The following is a 19,131-nucleotide window of genomic DNA, read 5'->3' as shown; positions in this document are numbered from 1 at the left end:
GGAGTGGGGGAGACAGTGCGGACCCTGGCGTACGGATCGTGGCCGTCACCGATCGACGCGGCGCTCGCCGCCGCGCACGACGGGCGGCCCGAGGACGTCGGCTTCGTCGGCGACGAGGTGTGGTGGACCGCGCCCCGGCCCACCGAGGGCGGGCGGCGCACCCTGGTGCGGCGGCGCGCCGACGGCGGCGAGGAGGTCCTGCTGCCCGCCCCGTGGAACGTGCGCAGCCGGGTCATCGAGTACGGCGGCCGGCCCTGGGGCGCCGCCGTCACCGCCGACGGCCCGCTGCTGGTGTTCGTGAACTTCGCCGACCAGCGGTTGTACCGGTGCGCGCCCGGTGGTGAGCCCCGGCCGCTCACGCCCCTGTCGCCGGTGGGCGGCGGGCTGCGCTGGGCGGAGCCGCAGGTGCTGGTGGAGCGCGGCGAGGTGTGGTGCGTGCTGGAGGAGTTCACCGGCGACGGCCCCACCGACGTGCGCCGGGTGCTGGCCGCCGTGCCGCTGGACGGCTCGGCCGCCGACGACCGGGGCGCCGTGCGCGAACTGACCGACGACCGGCACCGGTTCGTCACCGGCCCCCGGACAGCGCCCGGCGGGCGGCGGGCGGCCTGGCTGGTCTGGGACCACCCCCGGATGCCGTGGGACGGCACCGAACTGCTGGTCGCCGACATCGGCCCCGACGGCGTCCTCGGCCCGCCGGAGACCGTCGCCGGCGGCCCCCGGGAGGCGATCGCCCAGGCCGACTGGGCCCCCGACGGCGCCCTGCTGTACGCCTCCGACCGCACCGGCTGGTGGAACCTCTACCGCGACGGCCGGCCGCTGTGCCCCCGCGAGGAGGAGTTCGGCGGGCCGCTGTGGAAGCTGGGCATGCGCTGGTTCGCCCCGCTGGACAACGGGCTGATCGCCGTCGTGCACGGGCGGGGCGCCACCGCGCTGGGCATCCTCGACCCGGAGACCGGCGAGGTGGTCGACGCGGCCGGCCCCTGGACCGAGTTCGCGCCCGCCCTCGCCACCCACGGCGAGCGGATCGCCGCCGTCGGCGCCAGCCCGCGCAGCGCCTACGAGGTGGTCGAGCTGGACGCCCGCACCGGCCGGGCCCGGGTGATCGGCGCCGCCCACGACGACGCCGTCGACCCCGTGCACTACCCCGAGCCCCAGATCCGCACGTTCACCGGACCCGACGGCCGGGAGATCCACGCGCACGTCTACCCGCCGCACAACCCGGACTGCGTCGCGCCCGGCGACGAACTGCCGCCGTACGTCATCTGGGCGCACGGCGGGCCCACCAGCAGGGCGCCGCTCGTCCTCGACCTGGAGATCGCCTACTTCACCTCCCGCGGCATCGGCGTCGCCGAGGTCGACTACGGCGGCTCCACCGGCTACGGCCGCCGCTACCGCGAGCAACTGCGCGAGCAGTGGGGCGTGGTCGACGTGGAGGACTGCGCGGCCGTCGCCCTCGCCCTCGCCGAGGAGGGCACCGCCGACCGCAACCGGCTCGCCGTGCGCGGCGGCAGCGCGGGCGGCTGGACCGCCGCCGCCTCGCTGGCCTCCACCGACGTCTACGCCTGCGGCACGATCAGCTACCCCGTGCTGGACCTGACCGAGTGGAGCGCCGGCGGCACCCACGACTTCGAGTCGCGGTACCTGGAGTCGCTGGTCGGCCCGTACGAGGCGGTGCCCGCCCGGTACGCGGAACGCTCGCCCGCCGAGCACGCCGACCGGATCACCGTCCCGTTCCTGCTGCTCCAGGGCCTGGACGACGTGATCTGCCCGCCCGCGCAGTGCGAGCGCTTCCTGGCCCGGTTCGCGGGCCGCGGGGTGGCGCACGCGTACCTCGCCTTCCCGGGTGAGGGGCACGGCTTCCGGCGCGCGGAGACCATGGTCCGCGCCCTGGAGGCCGAACTCTCCCTGTACGCACAGGTGTTCGGCATCGACCCGAGGGGCATCCCCACTCTGGAACTGACCACGTGAGCGCCCGGCGTAGGCTGTCCGGATGCCGCACACCCCGTCCCGCTACCTGACCGAGGGCCCCCGCACGGGCCTGCGTCACTTCACCCACGCGGACGCCGCCGAGTTCACCGCGCGGGCCCGGGAGAGCAAGGACCTGCACCACCCCTGGCTCTTCCCGCCGGACAGCGCGCAGGCGTACGCCCGGTACGCGGGGCGGCTGATCGAGGACCCCACCAAGGCCGGGTTCCTGGTCTGCGAGAAGGCCGCCGACGGCGCGATCGCCGGGTTCATCAACATCAACAACATCGTCGAGGGCGGCTTCCTCAGCGGGGCCCTCGGCTACGGCGCCTTCGCCCACGCGGCGGGCCGCGGGCTGATGCGGGAGGGCCTCGGCCTCGTCGTCCGCCACGCCTTCGGGCCGATGCGCCTGCACCGGCTGGAGATCAACGTCCAGCCCGGCAACGCCGCGTCCATCGCCCTGGCCCGCTCCTGCGGCTTCCGCCTGGAGGGCTTCTCGCCGAAGATGCTCTACGTCGACGGGGCCTGGCGCGACCACATGCGGTGGGCGATCACCGCCGAGACGACCGCCGTCTGAACCGGTGGCCGGACGGGGACCGGCCCCGCCCGGCCACCGGTTCACGCACGGCGGTCGGCGTACTCGTACACCACGCCGTCGGGATGACGGACGATCAGGTTGCGGCCCACCGGGGTCGGCACCGGGCCCGCGATGACGTCGGCGCCCAGGCCCGCCAGGACCCGCGCCGCCTCCTCCACGTCCGTCACGGCGATGGTCGCGGCGACCTTGCGCAGCAGCTCCAGCTCGGCCTCGGGCCCGCTCATCAGCAGGAAGCAGCCGATCGCGGCGACTTGGACCCCACCGCGCTCGAAACGCAGGGCCCGGCCGCCGGCGATTCCCTCGTAGAAGGGGATCGCCTTGTCCAGGTCGTCGACACAGACGCGCAGTGTGGCTCCCAGAATGTCCATGCGGGCGAGCCTAGGGCCTGTCGTTCGGATCAGCCCGCAGACGCGGGGCCTGGCACGCGCACCTGCGGCGTTGTCGTCGGTTGTCAACGCTCCGCGTTGCCGCCCTCCTCCGCCTTGCATCTGCACGCACCAGGCCCCGCTCACCGGCATGACCAGGCGCAGCCGATTCCCTGCGACCTGATCCGAACGACAGGCCCTAGTTGGCCCGGCGGGCGGGCCGCCCATGGACCGCCGGGTTGCGGGTACCCGCCCGGCATGGACCGCTTGGAGCATCTGGAGCATCTGGACAAGCACCTGGTCGACGAGCTGGCACAGGTGGCCCGCGAGACCGTCCGGGACGAGCTGCGCGAGCAGACCCGCAAGCAGCGCCGCCGCGCGACGCTGTACGCCGCGTCCGGCGCCGTCGCCCTCTACGCGGGCGCGGCCCTCGCGCTCGCCGCGGGCCTCCTGCTCGCCCTCGCGCTGCCGGACTGGGCCGCCGCGCTGATCACCGCCGCGCTGCTGGCCGCCGTCGCCTACGCGCTGCGCGGCGCCGCCCGGCCGCACCGCCCCGACGGCACCGCCGCGCCGACCGCCCCGGGCCGGACGGTCGGCGGCACCGCGCCCGCCACGCCGCCCAGCGGCCTGGGCATGCCCTACCCGCCGATGCCGCCCGTCGCCCCCGGCGGCGCCTCCGCCGGGACCGGGGCGCCCGGCGGCACCGGCCCGGCCGCGCCGCGCTAGGACGACGTCGACCCCGAGGCCCCGCACGACCGGAGCTGATCCGGCCGGGCGCCGCCCCGGCCCCAGCGGGTCTACTGGAGCCGGGGCAGTACCTCCGTCCGGTAGAAGTCGAAGAAGCCGCGCAGGTCGGGGCCGATCTGGTTGACGTACACCCGGTCGAACCCGGCGTCGGCGAACCGCTTCAGCTCGGCCACGTGCGCGTCGACGTCGTCGCCGCAGACCCTGTTCTCCCGGACCATGTCCTCGGTGACCAGGGTCTGCGCCTGTTCGAAGTGCTTCGGCGAGGGCAGCACCTGGCTCAGCTCGCCGGGCAGCAGCTCGTTGCCCCACAGCCGGTGCACCGTGCGGACGGCGGCCTCCCGGTCGGTGTCGTAGCAGACCTTCGTCCCGCCGCTGACCGGCTTCGCGCCGCCGCCGTCCGCGCGGTAGCGCTCGACCATCGAGGCGTCCGGCATCATCGTGATGTAGCCGTCGCCGACCCGGGACGCCAGCTTCGTCGCCGCGGGGCCGAAACCGGAGACGTCGATCGGGACGGGCTCGTCCGGGACGGTGTAGAGGCGGGCGTTCTCCACGGTGTAGTGCTTGCCGTGGTGGCTGACCTCCTCGCCGCTGAACAGGCGGCGCATCACGTGGATCGCCTCCTCCAGCATCTCCAGCCGGACGCGGGCGGGCGGCCAGGCACCGCCGACGATGTGCTCGTTGAGCGCCTCGCCGGAGCCGACGCCGAGCCGGAACCGGCCGCCGGTCATCACCGCGCTGGTCGCCGCGGCCTGCGCCACCACCGCCGGGTGCGTGCGCACCGTCGGACAGGTCACCGCCGTCTCGACGGGCAGCGACACCGCCTCCGACAGCGCGCCGATCACCGACCACACGAACGGGCTCTGGCCCTGCGCGTCGTTCCACGGGTGGTAGTGGTCGGAGATCCACAACGACCGGAAACCGGCCTGCTCGGCCATCCGGGCCTGCTCGATCAGCTCGGCGGGGCCGAACTGCTCGCACGAGAGGAAATAGCCGTACTCGGGCATGGGAGGACGCCTCCGGGAGGTGAGCGTGCGGGGTCCCGGGCCGGGTACCCGCACGCGAGGCCGGAAACCGGCGGTACGGCCCGTCCGCCCACGTTTGACCGCACGGGCCACGGGGACGCGGAAGGCTCACGCGTACGCGAGAAGGCGGGAGCCGCCCCCGTACGACCCCGGCCCGCCCGGGGGCGGTGCCGGTCCCTCCACCGACGTACCCGCGGAAGGAGACTCATGAACACCGAGGAACTGGTCGAACTGGCCCAGCAGTTGCGCGTCGACAGCGTCCGCGCCGCGGCCGCCGCGGGCTCGGGGCACCCGACCTCGTCGATGTCCGCCGCCGACCTGATGGCCGTACTGCTCGCCCACCACCTGCGCTACGACTTCGAACGCCCCGCCCACCCCGGCAACGACCGCTTCGTGCTGTCCAAGGGACACGCCTCACCGCTGCTGTACGCCGCGTACAAGGCGGCCGGTGTCGTCGACGACGAGGAACTGCTCACCTTCCGCAAGCTGGGCAGCCGCCTGGAGGGCCACCCGACGCCGCAGCGCCTGCCGTGGGTGGAGACCGCCACCGGCTCCCTCGGCCAGGGCCTGCCCGTCGGCGTCGGCATCGCGCTGGCCGGGCAGCGCCTGGACCGCACCGGATACCGGGTATGGGTGCTGTGCGGGGACAGCGAGCTGGCCGAGGGCTCGATCTGGGAGGCCGCCGAGCACGCCGGGTACGAGCACCTGGACAACCTGACCGTCGTCGTCGACGTCAACCGGCTCGGCCAGCGCGGCCCGACCCGGCACGGCCACGACCTCGACGCCTACGCCCGCCGCTTCCGCGCCTTCGACTGGCACACGGTGGAGATCGACGGCCACGACGTGGACGCCATCGACCGCGCCTACGGCGAGGCCCTGTCCACCCGGGGCCAGCCCACCGCGATCATCGCCCGCACCCTGAAGGGCAAGGGCGTCGCGGACATCGAGGACCACGAGGGCCTGCACGGCAAACCGCTGAAGAACGCCGACGACGCCATCGCCGAACTCGGCGGCCGTCGGGGCATCACCCTGCACGTGCACGAGCCGCCCTCGGCCCGCTCGCTGCACTCGGTCTCCTCCGGGCGGATCGAGCTGCCCCGCTGGGAGAAGGGCGAGGAGGCCGCCACCCGCGACGCCTTCGGCCAGGCGCTCACCGCGCTCGGCACCGCCCGCGGCGACGTCGTCGTCCTGGACGGCGAGGTCGGCGACTCCACGCGCGCCGAGTACTTCGCCGAGGAGCACCCCGACCGGTACTTCGAGTGCTACATCGCCGAGCAGCAGTTGGTCGCCACGGCGGTCGGCATGGCGGCCCGCGGCAGGCTGCCGTACGCCTCCACGTTCGCCGCGTTCCTGACCCGGGCGTACGACTTCGTGCGGATGGCCTCCGTCAGCGGCTCCGGGATCGTCCTGAACGGCTCCCACGCGGGCGTCGCCATCGGCCAGGACGGGCCCAGCCAGATGGGCCTGGAGGACCTGGCGATGATGCGCGCGGTGCACGGCTCGACCGTGCTGTACCCGTGCGACGCCAACCAGACCGCCAAGCTGGTCGCCGCGGCGGCCGAGCTGGAGGGCATCCGCTATCTGCGGACCTCGCGCGGCGGCAGCGAGGTGCTCTACGGGCCCGACGAGGAGTTCCCGGTGGGCGGCAGCAAGGTGCTGCGCTCCTCCGGCGAGGACCGGCTGACGCTGGTCGCCGCCGGTGTCACCGTGCCCGAGGCGCTGGCCGCCGCCGACGTCCTGGACCGCGAGGGCATCAGGGCCCGGGTGATCGACCTGTACTCGGTCAAGCCCGTCGACCGGGACACCCTGCGCCGGGCCGCCGAGGAGACCGGCTGCCTGGTCACCGTCGAGGACCACCACCCCGAGGGCGGCATCGGCGACGCCGTCGCGGAAGCCTTCGCCGACGGCGGTCCCGTGCCCCGGCTGGTCCGGCTCGCCGTGCGCACCATGCCGGGCTCGGCCGCGCCCGACCAGCAACTGCACGCCGCGGGCATCGACGCCGAGTCGATCGCGGCGGCCGGCAAGCTGCTGGTGGAGGAGGCGGTCGTGCGGTGAGCCCGGACGCCCCGAGGACCGTGCGGGCCGGCCGGCGCACCGTCGAGGTGCACCGGCCGGACAAGGTCCTCTTCCCCGAGGACGCGGAGGGCACGGAGTACACCAAGGGCGACCTGGTCGACTACCACCGGGCCGTCGCCCCGTTCATGCTGCCGCACCTGCGGGGCCGCCCGCTGATGCTGGAGCGGCACCCGGACGGCGTCGACGGCCCGGTCTTCATGCAGAAGAACACACCGGACCACTACCCGGACTGGATCACCCGCGTCGAGCTGCCCAAGGAGGGCGGCACCGTCCGCCACACCGTCTGCGACGACACCCCCACCCTGCTCTACCTCGCCGACCAGGCCGCCCTCACCCTGCACCGCTGGCTGTCCCGCACGGACCGCGCGGGCGGCGTCGGCCGGCCCGACCGCCTGGTCTTCGACCTCGACCCGGCCGGCGACGACTTCGCCCCGGTCCGCGAGGCGGCCGCGTACCTCGGTGAGCTGCTCGACACGCTGCGGCTGCCCTCCGCGCCGATGACCACCGGCTCCAAGGGCGTGCACGTGGTGGTGCCGCTCACCGGACAGCAGACCTTCGACGAGGTACGGGAGTTCGCGCGGGCGGTCGCCGAGACCCTCGCCGCCGCCCACCCCGGCCGGTTCACCACCGCCGCCCGCAAGAAGGACCGCGGCGACCGGCTCTACCTCGACATCCAGCGCAACGCCTACGCGCAGACCGCGGTCGTGCCCTACACCGTGCGGGCCCGGCCCGGCGCTCCCGTGGCCACCCCCTTCACCTGGGACCAGTTGGCCGACCCGGCCCTGAACGCCCGCCGCTGGACGATCGCGGACGCCGTGGAACAGGCCCGCACCGGCCCCTGGGCCGGAATCATGGGCCGCCCCCGTGCGCTGGGCCCGGCCCGCCGGCGTCTGGACGCCCTGGGGCACTGAACCTCGCCCGCGGAGGTTTGGCCATGAGTTGTGCGGCCACACGAAGGGAGAGGTGGCCATGTCGAACACAAAAAACACATCAGATTCACCGACCCGGCGGCGCAGTTCACGGACATCACGGAACTCCCACGAGTCGGAGGCCGAGACCGAGAACAACACCGAAGGCACCGAGGACACGGACGACACCGAGAACACCGAGAACAGCGAGAACACCGACAAGACGAGTAAGACGGGCGACTCCGGCAGGACATCCGGGAACACCCGGGCGAACCGCCGGCCCAGCGCCATGGAGGTGCTGCGCCAGGCGCGCGACCAGCTCGCCGAGCTGACCGGCATGGTCGCCGAGTCCGTGTCGTCCTTCGAACAGACCGAGGACGGCTGGGCGCTGGAGGTCGAGGTCCTCGAACTCGAGCGGGTGCCCGACACGATGAGCCTGATGGGCAGCTACCAGGTGGAACTCGACCACCAGGGCCAGCTCACCGGCTATCGCCGGGTACGCCGCTACGAGCGGGGACGGGCCGACGGACGCAGGGCCGGCGGCTAGCGGAACCCGCCCGGACATCACACCCAACCCAAGGAGGGATCAACCGGCATGAGTGTCGTACCGGCACAGCAGACCGGCGGCGGAGGCGGCAGCAGCGGCCTCTACGACGTGCTTGAACTGGTTTTGGACAGGGGGCTCGTCATCGACGCATTCGTGCGGGTGTCCCTGGTAGGCATCGAGATCCTCAAGATCGACGTACGGGTCGTCGTCGCCAGTGTCGACACCTATCTGCGCTTCGCCGAGGCGTGCAACCGCCTCGACCTGGAGGCCGGCCCCCGCAAGGACCCCGGCCTGCCCGACCTGGTCGGTTCCATCACCGAGTCCGGGGCGCGCGGCAAGTCCAAGGGTGCGCTGTCCGGCGCCGCCCAGACCATCTCCGACGCCTTCCAGCAGGCGCGCGGCGAGGGTGAGGGCGAGTCCCGGCCGCGGACCCGCAAGTCGGCCGCGTCGCGCCGGAAGGAGGAGCAGGAGTGAGCACTTACGTCTACGGGATCGCCGCGAGCACCCACCCCGCGCTTCCCGAGGGCATGGACGGCGTCGGCAATCCGCCCCGCAAGATCCGCATCCTGAAGGAGGGCGAGCTGGCGGCCGTCGTCAGTGACGCCCCCGAGGGGCTGCGCCCCAAGCGCAAGGACCTGCTGGCCCACCAGAACGTGCTCAGCGAGGCGGGCGCGGCCGGCTGCGTGCTGCCCATGCGGTTCGGCAGCGTCGCCACCGACGACAAGTCCGTCACGGACGTGCTCGCCGAGCGTGCCGACCACTACAAGGAGCGGCTGGGCGCGCTGGACGGCCGGGTGGAGTACAACATCAAGGCCAACCACGTGGAAGAGGCCGTACTGCACCACGTGATGGCCGAGAACCCGCAGATCCGGTCCCTGGCCGAGGCCAACCGCAAGGCGGGCGGCGGCAGCTACGAGGCCAAGATCCAGCTCGGCGAGATGGTCGCCGCGGCGGTCCAGGCCCGCGAGGCCGAGGACGCCCGCGCCCTGCGCGGCGTGCTGGAGCCGGAGGCCGAGGCCGTCAGCGTCGGCCCCGACTCCACCGGCTGGCTCGCCAACGTCTCCTTCCTGGTCGGCCGTGACACGGCCGAGGACTTCATGGCCGCCGTCGAGCGTGCCCGCGCGGAGCTGCCGCACCTGGAGGTGCGGGTCAACGGCCCGCTGCCCCCGTACAGCTTCGTCGAGCCCGGCCCGGCCGAGCCCGCGGGGACCGCCGCGGGCGGCGGCGCGGGTACCGGGGCGGGGTGACGACGTGGGCCTGATCTCCGAGGTGCTGCTGCTGCCGTTCGCCCCGGTACGCGGCAGCGCCTGGGCCGTCAGACAGGTACTCCAGGAGGCCGAGCGGATCTACTACGACCCGGCGACCGTACGGGCCGAACTATCCCGCCTGGAGGAACAGTTGGAGGCCGGTGAGATCACGGAGGAGGAGTTCGACCGGCAGGAGGACGAACTCCTGGACCGGCTTGAGATCGCTTCGCGCAACAGCGCGGGAACGGGCAACGGGACGACACCATGAACCGAGTCGGACTCGGCCTCGCCGTAGGGGCCGGCTATCTGCTGGGACGGACCAAGAAACTCAAACTAGCCGTCGCCGTGGGCACCATGGTGGCCGGCAAGAAGATGAACCTGACGCCGCGCGGCATCGCGGACCTGGTCACCACCCAGTTGCAGAACAACCCGCAGTTCAAGGAAATAGGCGACCAGCTCCGCGAGGACATGCGGGGCGTCGGCAAGGCGGCCACCGGCGCGCTGGTCGAGCGGCGGATCGAGGCGTTCGCCGACCGGCTGCACGGCCGTACCTCGCAGGTCCGCGACGAGATCAGCGGCGTGGCGTCGAAGGTGCCGGGCACCGGCTCCGGCGACCGCGACGAGGACGCGTACGACGAGCACGACGAGCACGACGACGGTGACGACCGCGAGGACTACGCGGACGACGGCGACGAGCGCGACGAGCGCGAGGACCGTGCCGCCGAGCGGTCCGAGCGGCGCCCGCGGCGGCGCGGCGGCCGGGACGACGCGGACGAGCCGGAGAAGAAGGCGCCCGCGAAGAGGACGGCGGCCAGGAAGACCGCCGCGAAGAAGGCCCCCGCCCGCAGGACGGCGGCGAAGTCGGCGCAGTCGGCGCGCAAGACGGCCCAGGGCACCGCCCGCGGTACCCGCCGCCGGACGCCGAAGGGTGGCGATGAGTGATGTCGGGGACTCTGGGAGGCGCGGCCAAGGCCGCGGGCGGCGCGGCGAAGCAGAACCCGCTCGCCGACGTCGCCCGCAGCGAGGCCGCCGACCGGCTCAAGGCGGAGGTGCAGGAGTACCTCGCCGCGCAGGCCACCCGCATGCTGGTGGGCGTCGGCCGCAAGCTCGGCCAGACCACCGTCAAGCTCAACGACATCGCGGAGGGCAACAGCCCCGGCTTCGCCAAGCTCGCCCTCGAAGGCGGGCGCAAGCTCGCCGAGGGCAAGAGCCCGGTGCGCAGCGCGGTGGAACTGGGCGCGGGCCGCCTGAAGGACAACGTCGTCGGCGCGGTGAAGAACCTCGCCGGCGGCAAGGGCAAGGGCAAGGGCGGCGCCGGCAAGAAGCCGACCGTCATCCTGGAGTACGTCGATGTCGGCGTGCCGCTGCGCACGGCCTACGACCAGTGGACGCAGTACCAGGACTTCAGCACCTTCGCCAAGGGCGTCAAGAGCGCGAGCCGCGCCGACGACACCACCTCCGACTGGCAGATGAAGGTGTTCTGGTCCAACCGGAGCTGGAAGGCGAAGACCACCGAGCAGGTACCCGACGACCGGATCGCCTGGACGTCCGAGGGCGCCAAGGGCACCACCAAGGGCGTGGTCTCCTTCCACCGGCTCGCCGACAACCTCACCCGGGTGCTGCTGGTCATCGAGTACTACCCGAAGGGCCTGTTCGAGAAGACCGGCAACATCTGGCGCGCCCAGGGCCGCCGGGCCCGTCTGGACCTGAAGAACTACGTCCGGTTCATCACCCTCAAGGGCGAGGCGTCCGACGGCTGGCGCGGCGAGATCCGCGACGGCGAGGTCGTCACCAGCCACGAGGACGCGGTCGCCCAGGAGGAGCAGGAGCAGCACGAGGACCAGGAGGGGCGGGAGGACGAGGACCAAGAGGTCCAGGGCGAGCACGACGACCCCGAGGACGAGGCGGACGCCTCCTACGACGACGAGGAGCGCGACGAGTACGACGAGGAGGAGCCCGAGGCGGAGGAGGCCGCCGACGACGAGCCCGAGGACGAGTACGACGAGGACGCCGAGGAGGGCGAGCCCGAGGACGAGTACGACGAGGAGGACGAACCCGAGGGCGAGTACGTCGACGAGGCCGAGGACGGCGAGCAGGCCAAGGGCGGCGACGAGGACGACGGCTACGCGTACCGGGACGACGACGAGTACGCCGAGCGCGGAGGCCGCCGATGACCACTCCCGGCCGGCTGCCCGAACCGTACGGACAGGGACAGAGCGCCAATCTCGCCGACATCCTGGAACGGGTGCTGGACAAGGGCGTGGTCATCGCGGGCGACATCCGCATCAACCTGCTCGACATCGAACTGCTCACCATCAAACTGCGGCTCATCGTCGCCTCCGTCGACAAGGCCAAGGAGATGGGCATCGACTGGTGGGAGAGCGACCCGGCGCTCTCCACCAATGCCCGGCACAAGGAACTCGCCCGGGAGAACGAGGAGTTGCGCCAGCGCCTGGCCGAGCTGGAGTCGGGCCGCGCACCGAAGGAAGAGACACCATGACCGGACTGCGGTACGTCTACGCCGTCTGCCGCCCCTTCGGCGCGGCCCTCCAGGCCCAGTTGGGGGGAGTCGCGGGCGACCCGCCCCGGCTCCTCGCCCACCGCGGCCTGGTCGCCGTCGTCAGCCATGTGCCCGAGGCGGACTTCGCCGAGGAGCCGCTGCGGTCCCATCTGGAGGACCTGGACTGGCTGACCGCGACCGCCCGCGCGCACCAGCAGGTCATCGACGCGCTCACCGTCGTCACGACGCCGCTGCCGCTCCGGCTGGCCACCGTCTTCCGGGACGACAGCGGCGTGCGGGTGATGATGGAGGAGCGCGAGGAGAGCTTCCGGCGCACCCTGGAGCGGCTCGAAGGCCGCGTCGAGTGGGGCGTCAAGGTGTACGTGGACAGCGCCGAGGAGCAGTCGGCGCAGGCTCCGCCCGCCAAGCCCGCCTCGGGCCGGGAGTACCTGCTCCAGCGCCGCCGGCGGAACCGGGCCGGCGAGGAACTGTGGCAGCGGGCCGAGGAGTTCGCCACCCGGCTGCACCAGGCGCTGTCGGGCCGGGCGGACGACGCCAAGCTGCACGCGCCGCAGAATCCGGCGCTCTCGGGCGCGGCCGGACGGAACGTCCTCAACGCCGCCTATCTGGTGCCCCGGGACCACTCCGAGGAGTTCGTGGAACTGGTGGACCGGACGAAGGACGACGCCGAGGGCATCCGGGTGGAACTCACCGGCCCCTGGGCCGCCTACTCCTTCGCCGGGGAGAACGGCGGAGCCGAGGACGGCGGCGGGGAGGGCATGTCGTGACCGTCGTGGAGCGCCGGGAGATCGCCCTGGTGGACCTGCTCGACCGGCTGCTGGCCGGCGGGGTCGTCATCACCGGCGACCTCACCCTGCGGATCGCGGACGTCGATCTGGTCCGCATCGATCTGAACGCGCTGATCAGCTCGGTCAACGCCAATGTGCCGTCGCCCTGGGAAGACTGACATGAGCGAGAACCGAGGCCGTATCGAGTTCCAGCCCGACACCGTCGAGCGCGATCTGATCAAACTGGTGCTGACCGTGGTGGAACTGCTGCGCCAGCTCATGGAGCGCCAGGCGCTGCGCCGCTTCGACGAGGGCGACCTCAGCGAGGAGCAGGAGGAGCGCATCGGGCTCACCCTGATGCTGCTGGACGACCGCATGACCGAACTGCGCGAGCGCTACGGGCTGCGGCCCGAGGACCTGAACCTGGACCTCGGGCCGCTCGGTCCGCTGCTGCCCCGGAACTGACCGGGCGGCCCGCCGTACCGGTGGGCCGGACCGGGCCGGCGCCGTACCGGTGGGCCGGACCGGGCCGGTCAGGCGTCCTTCCTGCACAGGATCTCCCCGTGCAGCACGCCGAACCAGCCCTCCTCCCGCTCGCCCCATTCCCGCCAGGCCGCCGACACCGCGCGCAGCCGGTCCCGGGTGGCGTGGCCGCCCGCGACGGCCTGCCCGGCGTAGGCCGGCTCCAGGGTGCGGTCCGCCCACAGGCCGCTCCACCAGGCGCGTTCCTCGGTCGTGGCGAAGGTCCAGGTCGCGGAGGTGGCGGTGATGTCCGTGAACCCGGCTTCCAGGGCCCATGCCCGCAGCCGGCGCCCGGCGTCCGGCTCGCCGCCGTTGGCGCGGGCCACCCGGTGGTACAGGTCCGCCCAGTCGTCCAGGCCGGCCGAGGCCGGGTACCAGGTCATGCCGCCGTAGTCGGCGTCGCGGACGGCGACGAACCCGCGCGGCCGGGTGACCCGCCGCATCTCGCGCAGCGCCGCCACCGGGTCGCCGACGTGCTGGAGCACCTGGTGGGCGTGGACCACGCAGAAGGTGTCGTCCGGGTAGTCCAGGGCATGCGCGTCCGCCACCGCGAAGTCGACGTTGACCAGGCCGCGCCCGGCGGCCGTCGCGCGGGCGCGGTCCAGGACGTCGGGGGAGCGGTCGACACCGGTGACATGGCCGTCGGGGACCAGCGCCGCCAGGTCGGCGGTGATGGTCCCCGGGCCGCAGCCGACGTCCAGGATCTTCATGTGGGGCTTCAGGGAGCCGAGCAGGTACCCGGCCGAGTTGGCGGCGGTGCGCCAGGTGTGCGAGCGGAGCACGGACTCGTGGTGTCCGTGCGTGTAGACGGCGGTCTCCCGGGTTTTCGGCATCGCTGGTCCCCTCTGCGGTGTTCGCCTTCCGGCGACTGGGATCACCGTAGGCCGAACAACCGCATGCTGAGACCAGTGTTTCGTCATGTGAGACGGCCGAAGGGGTGGCGGCGGGTCAGTCCGGCAGCGGGCGGTACACCGTGAGCGCCTCGGGCAGCTTCTCCAGCGTCACGTCGCCCTCGGTCTCGGTGATCTCGCCGTCGTAGGCCATCAGCGTGCCCGGCGCGATGCCGGTCAGATGCAGCCGGCCGACCTGGACGGCGGCGTGGGCGGGGGAGCGGGTCAGCGGTCCGGCCAGCGCGGCGGAGAGCAGCCGCAGCGCGGGCCGCCGCCCGCCGTGCACCACCCGGACGTCCAACTGCCCGTCGGCCAGGTCCAGCCGCCGGCCCGGAGCCAGCCCCATGCGGTGGTACGTCCCGTTGCCCGCGAACAGCATCCACAGCGGGCGCCGGCGGCCCCGCACCCGCGCCTCCAGGGGATGCCGGTCGGCGCGCAGCACCCGGACCGCCGCCAGCACCCCGGCCGGCCAGGCGCCGATCCGCGGCGACCACAGCTCCCGCTGGCGCACCAGCTCGGCGTAGACGCCCAGGCTGAAGGTGTTCAGGAAGACGCCTTCCTGACCGCCCGAGACGAACCGGCCCACGTCCACCCGGACGCCCTCGCCCTGCTCCAACGCCCGGCACAGCGTCCGCACGTCCTCCACGCCGAGGTCGTAGGCGAAGTGGTTGAGCGTGCCGCCGGGCAGCACCGCCAGCGGCAGCCGGTGGCGCAGGGCGACCCCGGCGGCGGCGTTCACCGTGCCGTCGCCGCCGCACACGCCGAGCACCCGGGCCCGGCCCGCGGCCTTCTCCAGCTCCGCGCGCACGTCGGCCGGCTCGCACTCGATCACCTCGGCCCGGGGCAGCGCGTCGCACAGCGCCCGCACCCTGTCCGAGGTGCCCGAGCCGGTGTTGGCGACCATCACCAGACCGTCGCCCTCGGGCAGCGCGGGCAGCTCGGCGCGCGGCCGGGCGGGCGGGACGAGCTGGGCACGGGTCGGCACCAGACCCCGCACGGCGAACGCGGCACCCGCGCCGAGGGCCGCCCCGGCCACCACGTCGCTCGGGAAGTGCACGCCGGTGTAGACCCGGGAGAGGGCGACCGCGGCGGCCAGCGGCGCGACGGCCGCGCCCCACGCCGGGGACTCCAGGGCGACGCCGGTGGCGAACGCGGCGGCCGAGGCGGCGTGCCCGGACGGGAAGGAGGTGGTGATCGGCTGCCGCTTGAGCTGCCGGACCAGCGGCACCGGGTCCAGCTCCGGCCGGGGACGGCGGACGGTGCGCTTGCCGAGGGTGTTGATGGTCAGCGAGGCCAGGCTCAGCGAGGCCAGTCCGCGTGCGGCGGCCCGGCGGGCCCGGGGCGTACGGGACACGGCGAGGCCGGCCGCCGCGGCGAACCACAGCACGCCGTGGTTGGCGCTGCGGCTCAGCCGGGGCAGGACCTGGTCACCGCCGGGCCAGTGCCGGGCGGCGACCGCCTCGAACAGGCGGTGGTCCAGTCGCAGGAAGCCGTTGCGGACGGGATGCGGGCCGGGGATCGGGACGGTGAGGTCGAGGTCGGGGCTCATGCCTCCCCGCCTACCCGCCCGGCCCCCGTTCCTGCCCGGCACCCCGGGGCAAAAGCGGTTGCCCGGCCGCCTCACCGGGACCGACAATCACCCCCATGGGCCACCTCGAAGCAGCGCACCTCGCATACCACCTCCCCGACGGGAGGACGCTGCTCGGCGACGTCTCCTTCCGGGTGGGGGAAGGCGCCGTGATGGCCCTCGTCGGGCCCAACGGCGCCGGGAAGACCACCCTGCTGCGCCTGCTCTCCGGCGAGCTGAAGCCGCACGAGGGCACCGTCACCGTCAGCGGCGGCCTCGGCGTGATGCGCCAGTTCATCGGCTCGGTACGGGACGGCACGACCGTACGCGACCTGCTGGTCTCCGTCGCCCCGCCGCGGGTCCGCGAGGCCGCCCGCGCGGTCGACGCCGCCGAGCACGCCCTGCTCACCGTCGACGACGAGGCCGCGCAGCTCGGGTACGCGCAGGCGCTCGCCGACTGGGCGGAGGCGCGCGGCTACGAGGCCGAGACGCTGTGGGACATGTGCACCACGGCCGCGCTCGGCGTGCCGTACGAGAAGGCGCAGTGGCGCGAGGTGCGCACCCTCTCCGGCGGCGAGCAGAAACGCCTGGTCCTGGAGGCGCTGCTGCGCGGCACCGACGAGGTCCTGCTGCTCGACGAGCCGGACAACTACCTCGACGTGCCCGGCAAGCGCTGGCTGGAGGAGCGGCTCGCCGAGACCCGCAAGACCGTGCTGTTCGTCTCCCACGACCGGGAACTGCTGGCCCGCGCCGCCGAGCGGATCGTCTCCCTGGAGCCGGGCCCGGCCGGCGCCGACGCCTGGGTGCACGGCGGCGGCTTCGGCACCTACCACGAGGCCCGGCGCGAGCGCTTCGCCCGCTTCGAGGAGCTGCGCCGCCGCTGGGACGAGAAGCACGCCCAGTTGAAGAAGCTCGTGCTGTCGCTGCGGCAGGCCGCGTCGGTCAGCCACGAGATGGCCTCCCGGTACCACGCGGCCCAGACCCGGCTGCGCAAGTTCGAGGAGGCCGGGCCGCCGCCCGAGCCGCCGCGCGAGCAGGACATCACCATGCGCCTCAAGGGCGGCCGCACCGGCGTCCGCGCCGTCACCTGCGAGCGCCTGGAACTGACCGGCCTGATGCACCCCTTCGACCTGGAGGTCTTCTACGGCGAGCGGGTCGCCGTCCTCGGCTCCAACGGCTCCGGCAAGTCGCACTTCCTGCGCCTGCTGGCCGGCCAGGACGTGGCGCACACCGGGCACTTCAAGCTGGGGGCGCGCGTGGTGCCGGGGCACTTCGCGCAGACCCACGCCCACCCCGAGCTGCGGGGCCGCACCCTGCTGGACATCCTGTGGCGCGAGCACGCCCAGGACCGGGGCGCCGCCATGTCCCGGCTGCGCCGCTACGAGCTGACCGGGCAGGCCGAGCAGAGCTTCGACCGCCTCTCCGGCGGCCAGCAGGCCCGCTTCCAGATCCTGCTGCTCGAAGTCCAGGGCGTCACCGCGCTGCTGCTGGACGAGCCCACCGACAACCTCGACCTGGAGTCCGCCGAGGCGCTCCAGGAGGGCCTGGAGTCCTTCGACGGCACGGTCCTCGCGGTCACCCACGACCGCTGGTTCGCCCGTTCCTTCGACCGCTTCCTGGTCTTCGGCAGCGACGGCCGGGTCCGCGAGACCGCGGAACCGGTCTGGGACGAACGCCGGGTCGTCCGGGCCCGCTGACCGCCGCGGGCCCGGACGGGGCCGGCCTGGGGGACGCGGGCTCGGGTGACGCAGGTTCGGGTGACGCGGACCCGGGCGGCCCGGGTCCGGGCGGCGCGGGGGTCACCGCCGGCCGGGTCACCGCCAGCGCAGCAGCGCCCCCAGACCGCCGACCGGGGTGTCCTCGCCGCCCTCGGGCAGCGCCGGCACCACCGAGACCGCCGGGGCGCCGGTCATCACCGCCGAGCGCAGCAGGGCGTCGTCCGCACGGGCCGACCAGGAGTTCTGCTCGCCGAGCGTCTTCAGTTCGGTCCGGCGCACCGCCACCTGGTCGGCGTCCTCACCGATCCACACCTCGCGGTGCGTGTCCGGCCCGTCCGGGATGACCAGCAGCTCGTCGATGCGGTGCTCGCGGGCGGCCTCCACCAGCGCGGGCACCCCCTCGACCGCGGCGGCCCGGCCCTCGCCGTCGGGGGTCCGGGCGGCCAGGAACCGGTCCAGGTCCCGCTGGGCCCGCGCCCGCACATGGTCGGCGCGCAGCCGTTCCACCTCGTCGTCCAGGAGCCGGCTGCCCGCCCCGCGCGAGGCCTCCGTCACACAGGGCGCCAGGTGCTTGGGCAGTTGCTCGCGCACGGCCCGCCGCTCCCGGTCGTCGCCGACCAGGATCAGCAGGTCGGCGCCGGTCTCCTCCTGGCACCCGGCGAGCGCGTCGGCGATCTCCGCCGCGTTGTGCTCCCAGGTGTTCTCCACCCGGAGCTGGAAATGCCGCTCCGACCAGTCGACGCTGCTGGTGCGGTGCACCGGCCACTGCCGCCCGGTCACCTCGCCCGCCTCCCGGCGGCCCAGCGCGCTGCGCAGCTCGAAGCAGGCGCCCTTGCGGTCGACGTAGGCGACCACACAGACCGGGTCCTCGCCGGCCAGTTCCAGCAGCGGGGACACATGCGGCAGCGGCGCCCAGTGCGCGGCGCCGACGCCCTGCGGGGCGCGGGCCAGCGGCCGGTCGAGCAGCACCTGCCCGGCGCGGGCGAACAGCACCCGGCCGTGCTGGTCGGTGGAGTGCCGCAGGTCCTCCACGGCCTCCCGCACGGCTCGGCAGGTGGCCTCGTCCGCGCCCTGCTCCGCCAGTTCCCGGGCCAGCGCCTCCCCCGTCAGATGGCGGGCGTGGGAGGTGTCCTCCGCGTGCCGTGAGAGGTCGACGTAGACAGAGGCCCAGGGGCCCGGATGTTCGTAGAGGGGGTGCAGGAATGCGAGATCCATGGATTCCTCCCGGATGCCGCTCGGGGGTGGTGGTCCACCGGGCGGGTACCCGGACGCCATGAACGAACACGAGAGCGCGACCGGAGTGGACCCGGGCCGCCTGGACGACCAGCAGCTCATGAAGGAGCTGGAGAACATCCACCGCACGCGTCACGACACGCTGCTGTACGGGTCGAACGACGCGCTGCGGGCCCACAACGAGCGCATGGCGCAACTGGAGGGCGAGTGGCTGCGCCGCAACCCGCGCCGCCCCGTCGCCGCCGGCCGCACCCGGGAGGGCGCGCGGGAACGCGCCGGCGGGGACTCCGCGACCCCCTCGGGCACGTGAGCGTGTGAGTACGTGAGTGGGGGGGGCCCCCCCCCCCCCCCCCCCGGCCCCCCCCCCCCCCCCCCCCCCCCCCCCCCCCCCCCCCCGGGGGGGCCCCCCCCGGGGGGGGGGGGCGGCAACCAGAACGG

22 protein-coding genes are annotated in these 19,131 nt (G+C 73.9%); 17 read left to right on the top strand and 5 right to left on the bottom strand.

The genetic code is table 11. The features are described 5' to 3' along the window. Positions 1-3 precede the first annotated feature (3 nt). Both ACFY32_RS17455 and ACFY32_RS17450 read left to right on the top strand, forming a co-directional pair. Entirely contained in the window at positions 4-1,968 is a 1,965-nt protein-coding gene (locus tag ACFY32_RS17455; protein WP_390674621.1) for a prolyl oligopeptidase family serine peptidase, read from the top strand. A gap of 22 nt (positions 1,969-1,990) precedes the next feature. After that, positions 1,991-2,542, top strand: a complete 552-nt coding sequence (locus ACFY32_RS17450; RefSeq protein WP_390674620.1) for a GNAT family N-acetyltransferase — start codon at positions 1,991-1,993, stop codon at positions 2,540-2,542. A 41-nt stretch (positions 2,543-2,583) separates the two neighbouring features. Here the strand turns inward: ACFY32_RS17450 and ACFY32_RS17445 are convergent, their stop codons facing one another. Continuing rightward, the gene (locus ACFY32_RS17445; protein ID WP_359197133.1) at positions 2,584-2,931 is read right to left on the bottom strand and encodes a VOC family protein; all 348 of its coding nucleotides are present in this window, start codon (positions 2,929-2,931) and stop codon (positions 2,584-2,586) included. A 255-nt stretch (positions 2,932-3,186) separates the two neighbouring features. On the opposite strand from ACFY32_RS17445, the gene ACFY32_RS17440 reads away from it, so the two are divergent. After that, positions 3,187-3,654: a phage holin family protein gene (locus ACFY32_RS17440; RefSeq protein WP_390674619.1), complete on the top strand. Its 468-nt coding sequence runs from the start codon at positions 3,187-3,189 to the stop codon at positions 3,652-3,654. Positions 3,655-3,725: 71 nt separating this feature from the next. Here the strand turns inward: ACFY32_RS17440 and ACFY32_RS17435 are convergent, their stop codons facing one another. After that, on the bottom strand, positions 3,726-4,679 hold the full coding sequence (locus ACFY32_RS17435) for an LLM class F420-dependent oxidoreductase (RefSeq protein WP_390674618.1): 954 nt from the start codon (positions 4,677-4,679) through the stop codon (positions 3,726-3,728). A gap of 225 nt (positions 4,680-4,904) precedes the next feature. Between ACFY32_RS17435 and ACFY32_RS17430 the strand changes: the two genes are divergently transcribed. Genes ACFY32_RS17430 through ACFY32_RS17375 form a run of 12 tightly spaced genes read left to right on the top strand, consistent with a single transcriptional unit; the run spans position 4,905 to position 13,228 of the window. Further along, the gene (locus ACFY32_RS17430; RefSeq protein ID WP_390674617.1) at positions 4,905-6,752 is read left to right on the top strand and encodes a transketolase; all 1,848 of its coding nucleotides are present in this window, start codon (positions 4,905-4,907) and stop codon (positions 6,750-6,752) included. After that, a complete protein-coding gene (gene ligD, locus ACFY32_RS17425; protein WP_359197121.1) occupies positions 6,749-7,684 on the top strand; it encodes a non-homologous end-joining DNA ligase in 936 nt (311 codons plus the stop codon). The genes ACFY32_RS17430 and ligD overlap by 4 nt, the downstream gene beginning before the upstream one ends. Before the next feature lie 58 nt (positions 7,685-7,742). Then, complete coding sequence (locus tag ACFY32_RS17420; protein ID WP_390674616.1) at positions 7,743-8,228, top strand: gas vesicle protein; 486 nt, start codon at positions 7,743-7,745, stop codon at positions 8,226-8,228. A 48-nt stretch (positions 8,229-8,276) separates the two neighbouring features. Further along, the gene (locus tag ACFY32_RS17415; protein WP_359197118.1) at positions 8,277-8,702 is read left to right on the top strand and encodes a gas vesicle structural protein GvpA; all 426 of its coding nucleotides are present in this window, start codon (positions 8,277-8,279) and stop codon (positions 8,700-8,702) included. After that, positions 8,699-9,475 carry a GvpL/GvpF family gas vesicle protein gene (locus tag ACFY32_RS17410; RefSeq protein ID WP_359197115.1) on the top strand — a complete coding sequence of 259 codons (777 nt, stop codon included), beginning with the start codon at positions 8,699-8,701 and terminating at the stop codon, positions 9,473-9,475. The genes ACFY32_RS17415 and ACFY32_RS17410 overlap by 4 nt, the downstream gene beginning before the upstream one ends. 4 nt (positions 9,476-9,479) lie before the next feature. Beyond that, positions 9,480-9,743: a gas vesicle protein GvpG gene (locus ACFY32_RS17405; protein ID WP_359197112.1), complete on the top strand. Its 264-nt coding sequence runs from the start codon at positions 9,480-9,482 to the stop codon at positions 9,741-9,743. Continuing rightward, complete coding sequence (locus ACFY32_RS17400; protein WP_390674615.1) at positions 9,740-10,417, top strand: DNA primase; 678 nt, start codon at positions 9,740-9,742, stop codon at positions 10,415-10,417. The genes ACFY32_RS17405 and ACFY32_RS17400 overlap by 4 nt, the downstream gene beginning before the upstream one ends. Continuing rightward, entirely contained in the window at positions 10,417-11,649 is a 1,233-nt protein-coding gene (locus ACFY32_RS17395; RefSeq protein ID WP_390674614.1) for an SRPBCC family protein, read from the top strand. Before ACFY32_RS17400 ends, ACFY32_RS17395 begins: the two co-directional genes overlap by 1 nt. After that, positions 11,646-11,975: a gas vesicle protein gene (locus ACFY32_RS17390; protein WP_359197104.1), complete on the top strand. Its 330-nt coding sequence runs from the start codon at positions 11,646-11,648 to the stop codon at positions 11,973-11,975. Before ACFY32_RS17395 ends, ACFY32_RS17390 begins: the two co-directional genes overlap by 4 nt. Further along, a complete protein-coding gene (locus tag ACFY32_RS17385; RefSeq protein WP_359197102.1) occupies positions 11,972-12,763 on the top strand; it encodes a GvpL/GvpF family gas vesicle protein in 792 nt (263 codons plus the stop codon). Before ACFY32_RS17390 ends, ACFY32_RS17385 begins: the two co-directional genes overlap by 4 nt. Continuing rightward, on the top strand, positions 12,760-12,942 hold the full coding sequence (locus ACFY32_RS17380; protein ID WP_215168427.1) for a gas vesicle protein: 183 nt from the start codon (positions 12,760-12,762) through the stop codon (positions 12,940-12,942). Before ACFY32_RS17385 ends, ACFY32_RS17380 begins: the two co-directional genes overlap by 4 nt. Before the next feature lies 1 nt (position 12,943). After that, positions 12,944-13,228, top strand: coding sequence for a gas vesicle protein K (locus ACFY32_RS17375; RefSeq protein ID WP_359197098.1), 285 nt, complete (start codon positions 12,944-12,946; stop codon positions 13,226-13,228). Positions 13,229-13,296: 68 nt separating this feature from the next. Here the strand turns inward: ACFY32_RS17375 and ACFY32_RS17370 are convergent, their stop codons facing one another. Together ACFY32_RS17370 and ACFY32_RS17365 are read right to left on the bottom strand one after the other, a co-directional pair. Then, complete coding sequence (locus ACFY32_RS17370; protein WP_390674613.1) at positions 13,297-14,118, bottom strand: class I SAM-dependent methyltransferase; 822 nt, start codon at positions 14,116-14,118, stop codon at positions 13,297-13,299. 115 nt (positions 14,119-14,233) lie between these two features. Then, positions 14,234-15,724 (bottom strand): bifunctional phosphatase PAP2/diacylglycerol kinase family protein, encoded by a 1,491-nt coding sequence (locus tag ACFY32_RS17365; protein WP_390674612.1) that lies wholly within the window; start codon positions 15,722-15,724, stop codon positions 14,234-14,236. A gap of 95 nt (positions 15,725-15,819) precedes the next feature. Here ACFY32_RS17365 and ACFY32_RS17360 point away from each other — a divergent pair, with 95 nt between their 5' ends. Then, positions 15,820-17,439 carry an ATP-binding cassette domain-containing protein gene (locus ACFY32_RS17360; RefSeq protein WP_359197090.1) on the top strand — a complete coding sequence of 540 codons (1,620 nt, stop codon included), beginning with the start codon at positions 15,820-15,822 and terminating at the stop codon, positions 17,437-17,439. Between the two features lie 117 nt (positions 17,440-17,556). Here the strand turns inward: ACFY32_RS17360 and ACFY32_RS17355 are convergent, their stop codons facing one another. Next, positions 17,557-18,675, bottom strand: coding sequence for a Vms1/Ankzf1 family peptidyl-tRNA hydrolase (locus ACFY32_RS17355; RefSeq protein WP_390674611.1), 1,119 nt, complete (start codon positions 18,673-18,675; stop codon positions 17,557-17,559). Between the two features lie 58 nt (positions 18,676-18,733). On the opposite strand from ACFY32_RS17355, the gene ACFY32_RS17350 reads away from it, so the two are divergent. Next, the gene (locus ACFY32_RS17350; RefSeq protein WP_359197085.1) at positions 18,734-19,003 is read left to right on the top strand and encodes a DUF6158 family protein; all 270 of its coding nucleotides are present in this window, start codon (positions 18,734-18,736) and stop codon (positions 19,001-19,003) included. The last annotated feature ends 128 nt before the right edge of the window (positions 19,004-19,131 follow it).

This window comes from Streptomyces sp. NPDC000134, assembly GCF_042899225.1.
Lineage (GTDB): Bacteria > Actinomycetota > Actinomycetes > Streptomycetales > Streptomycetaceae > Streptomyces.
The sequence above is the reverse complement of the archived record's forward strand: the minus strand, read 5'-3'. Positions and strand labels throughout refer to the sequence as shown.